At 61.0% G+C, this 4,242-nt stretch carries 3 protein-coding genes; 1 reads left to right on the forward strand and 2 read right to left on the reverse strand.

What is annotated here, in order from left to right; all coding sequences use genetic code 11:
* Nucleotides 1-69 precede the first annotated feature (69 nt).
* The gene (locus B3V69_RS00215) at nt 70-2,250 is read left to right on the forward strand and encodes a heavy metal translocating P-type ATPase (protein ID WP_414707445.1); all 2,181 of its coding nucleotides are present in this window, start codon (nt 70-72) and stop codon (nt 2,248-2,250) included.
* 397 nt (nt 2,251-2,647) lie between these two features.
* Here the strand turns inward: B3V69_RS00215 and B3V69_RS00220 are convergent, their stop codons facing one another.
* Together B3V69_RS00220 and B3V69_RS00225 are read right to left on the reverse strand one after the other, a co-directional pair.
* Nucleotides 2,648-3,937, reverse strand: a complete 1,290-nt coding sequence (locus B3V69_RS00220; RefSeq protein WP_296442685.1) for a type II toxin-antitoxin system HipA family toxin — start codon at nt 3,935-3,937, stop codon at nt 2,648-2,650.
* A partial coding sequence (locus tag B3V69_RS00225) for a helix-turn-helix domain-containing protein (RefSeq protein WP_296442687.1) occupies nt 3,934-4,242 on the reverse strand: 309 nt, incomplete at its 5' end. The genes B3V69_RS00225 and B3V69_RS00220, both read right to left, overlap by 4 nt.

The raw sequence follows: 4,242 nt of genomic DNA on the forward strand, positions 1-4,242 counted from the left end.
CACGATCACGATCACGACCATTCCCATACTTACGCTGAAGGTTCGTGCTGCGCGGCTCCTGCACCCCCCATTTCGTCCTGCGGCACGGCGGGTTGCGGCCATGATGTCAGTCTGGTGCCGCCAACGCTTGGCAAACCGGTTCTGACCGGCTCCGGGACCCAAACATCGATCCGCATCATGCAGATGGATTGCCCCACTGAAGAGGCGCTGTTGCGCAAGAAACTGGGAACCATGGTGGGGGTGGTTGGCATGGAGTTCAACCTAATGCAACGCGTACTGACGGTGACACATGCCCCCCAACTCATCGAGCCGATTCTGGCCGCGATCCGTTCATTGGGCTTCACGCCCGAGATGGCCAGTGACACGTCGGCCCACGCCGAACCCACGCCCGAGCCCGCCAAGCCTTGGTGGCCGCTGGCATTGGCCGGTGCCGCTGCCATGGGCTCCGAGGTCGTGCATTGGGTGGGTTTGCCCACCTGGATTGCCGCCGTGCTGGCGCTCGTGGCCGTTCTGGCCTGCGGCATCACCACTTATAAAAAAGGCTGGATTGCCATTCGCAATGGCAATCTCAACATCAATGCCCTGATGAGCATTGCCGTAACGGGGGCGCTGTTGCTGGGCCAATGGCCCGAAGCGGCCATGGTGATGGTGCTGTTCACAATTGCGGAGTTGATTGAGGCCAAGTCGCTTGACCGGGCGCGCCATGCCATTCGAGGCTTGATGCAGTTGGCCCCGGAACGCGCCACCGTCTTGCAAGACAACGGTGCTTGGCTTGAGGTCGCCGCAAGGTCGGTTGCTGTCAACGCGCGTGTGCGTATCAAACCCGGCGAGCGCATCGCACTGGACGGGAAAATTCTCAGCGGACGCTCAACCGTCAATCAGGCCCCCATCACGGGAGAAAGCCTGCCGGTGGACAAGGTTGAAGGTGACGCCGTCTTTGCCGGGACGATCAACGAATCAGGCTCTTTCGAATACCGGGTGACAGCCGCTGCGGACAACAGCACCCTGGCGCGCATCATCCATGCGGTCGAAGCAGCGCAAGGTGCGCGAGCACCAACGCAACGGTTCGTCGATCGCTTCGCGCAGATCTATACCCCGGTGGTCTTCGCCATGGCGTTGGCCGTTGCTGTTTTGCCGCCTTTGCTGCTGGACACAGACTGGTTCACCTGGATCTACAAGGCGCTCGTCCTGCTGGTGATTGCCTGCCCATGTGCGCTGGTGATTTCAACGCCTGTCACCATCGTCAGTGGTCTGGCTGCCGCTGCGCGTCATGGCATTCTCGTCAAGGGTGGCGTCTATCTGGAAGAGGGCCGCAAGTTAAAGTGGCTGGCACTCGACAAAACAGGCACTCTGACCCATGGCAAACCTGCACAGACTGATTTTTGTGTGTTGAATGACTGGAATGAATTGGACGTTCGCAGCCTGGCTGCCAGTCTGGCCAGTCGCTCGGATCACCCGGTGTCACGCGCCTTGGCTGAAGCGGCCCAGCGCGATGGCATTGCGTTGCGCGATGTGACGGCGTTTGAAGCGCTGCCCGGACGCGGCACCAGGGGAATCATTGACGGCAAGCTCTACCACTTGGGCAATCACCACCTGATTCATGAACAAGGCCGCTGCTCTGACGAACTGGAAACCCGCTTGTCGGCCCTGGAAGAGCAAGGCAAAACAGTCATCCTGCTGACCGATGAGCAGAGTGTCCATGGCTTGTTCGCCGTGGCCGACACGGTCAAGGACAGTAGCCGCCAGGCCATTGCCGAACTGCACGCCCTGGGGATCAAGACGGTCATGCTAACGGGCGACAACTCGCATACGGCCAAGGCCATCGCGGCTCAGGTCGGCATCGACGAAGCCCGTGGCGATTTGCTGCCCGAGGACAAGCTCAAGGCCATTGAAAGCATGGTCGGAAAAGAAGGTGCGGTGGGCATGGTCGGTGACGGCATCAATGACGCCCCCGCGCTGGCACGCTCCGATATTGGTTTCGCCATGGGTGCAGCAGGCACCGGCACGGCTATCGAGACCGCCGATGTGGCCTTGATGGATGACGACCTGCGCAAGCTACCGCGCTTCATTCGCTTGTCGCGCGACACCCATGCGCTGCTGATTCAAAACATTGTGCTGGCATTGGGCATCAAGGCGGTGTTTCTGGTCCTGACGCTGACCGGTAGTGGCACGATGTGGATGGCTGTGTTTGCGGATGTGGGTGCCAGCCTGCTGGTGGTTGGCAATGGCCTGCGCTTGTTACGGAAGTAATCAGACCGCTGAATTCAGTCCCTGCCTTCATCTGCATTGTTGACGGCAGGGAGAAAAATTAATCTCGTAGCCGAAGTCACTGCTTTGACCCCCCAGGCCACCTCCGCGAATGACCGCCACTCTTTTCAGTGATTCCTATGGGCACGATGCCGAATGCGACGAACGACTTCTGACTGGAAGGAAATTGAGCTGCCAGTAAGCAGCCGTTGGCGAATACCCGCTATCGCTGCCCTCCAGCCATTCAAAAAATCAATGCCGCCGCCTGGTATGTGACGAATAAGCTCCATCACCAGAAACAAAAATACTACTAAATCAATAGCTACCTGCGCATATTCCAAAAGGGCTAGCGGCTGATTTAATGCGAAAAAACCGCCGCGCCTGCCGCCGCTCAGCCTCCTCACCTCAACAGCTTGCGTGCTGTGTCCATCTGCTCATGCTCGAAGGCAGGGGCGAAGTCGTCCAACTCATGGCTCTGCAGGCCCACGGTCGCATGGCGGGCCACCGTCCGCCAGTCGGACACCGACTTGACCACGTCAGCCAACGCCGCCAGGGCCAGGGCAGGCGTCAGGGAAAAGTAGGCGCAGTGGGTCATCAAGGGGGCCAGCTCCATGACAGGCCCCACGTCAGCGGACAACCACGTTTTGGACTCGCGGTCCTTGTCCGGAAACGGGTTGAGGTCAAAGGCCGGGGCCAGCCGCCACTGCGCGTTGCTCACATGCAGAAAGCCAAGGTTCTGCAGGTGGTCGTCCACGTTCGTGATCAAGAGGTTGAACACGATGCGGCGCCACAGTTGCCGGGCATCCGCTGTAGGCTGCGGTGAGTTGGCGCGGATGGCGTCGGCAATTTCGGTGTAGCTGTGCTCGTGTTGCCGGGAGGCCTGCAGCATCGAGGCGGCCGACAGATAAGGGATGCGCGCGCTGTCTGGCGTGCGGTCAAAGCGCTCGATGATGGCAACGGCCACGCCGTTGATCTCGACGATGCGCGCAGGCGCCGCATCGATACCAGCGAGCCGCGCCAGGCGAAGCGCGAGCACTTCGCCGCGCGTGACGCTGCGGGTGTCGTCAACGCTGGGAAACTTGCCAATGGCCAGCAGCCCGTTGTCGTCGATGACGGTGCATTTGGGCCGCATGCCGCCCAGTGACGTGCCCTTGCCGACGAGGTAACGCAAGTCGTCGGCGCTCTCGGTGCCGGTTTCGACCGCGCGACTGGCCTCAAACATGTGTTGCAGTTCAAGCATCGCAGGCGTCGTGCGCTGGCCTTGCTCGACGGTTCGGAGGTAGGTTCCCGCGCGGTCCTGAAGCCGCAGCGCGCCGATTCGACTGAAGTCGTCCACCGCCAGCAAAAAGTCGAGCTCGGTGAGCTCGCGCAAGCTCGCATCCACTTTGCGGCGCTTGGCGTGCTCGCGCAGGATGACCCGGCGACCCCACGCATCCGGTGCCGTGTCGGCGATGGCGAAGTGAAAGCAGGAGTCTGAGGCGGAAGGCGCCTTGCGGATCTGATGACCTGAAATCAAGGCAAGGTCCGGCGACACACTAAAAGCATCCGGGTTGGCGAGCCACGCCGGGGCATAGGCGAACGCGGTGTTTTCGCGCTTGCCTTGCTTGACGTAGGTCAGGTCGCCGATGTGGGTGCCGGCCCGCCCAAGGCAAACATCGACTTGCTGTTTGATGTTGACGGGCGATTTCACAGCGCCCCCGTTGGCGTGATTTTCCTGGCGCGAACCCGCTTGGGCAGCTGCTCATCCATGAGGGTCAGACCAATGTCGTCCTGGGCGGTGTCAAGCAGATTGGCGAGTCTCTCAACTTCGCCGAAGATATGCAATGCACGCGCAAAAAAGTGCAGGGGCACCCGCAGGTCGCCCTGTTCCATGCGCCGAACCGTGGACAGCGACGCGCCAATCCGCTCGGCCAGCGATGCCTGTGTGATATGGCGCCTGCGCCGGGCCAAACCCAGGTCACTGCCAAGTTTGGCTATCGCACGCTCGACCGGCAA

This window comes from Rhodoferax sp. UBA5149, from assembly GCF_002413825.1.
In the GTDB taxonomy this organism is placed as follows: domain Bacteria; phylum Pseudomonadota; class Gammaproteobacteria; order Burkholderiales; family Burkholderiaceae_C; genus Rhodoferax.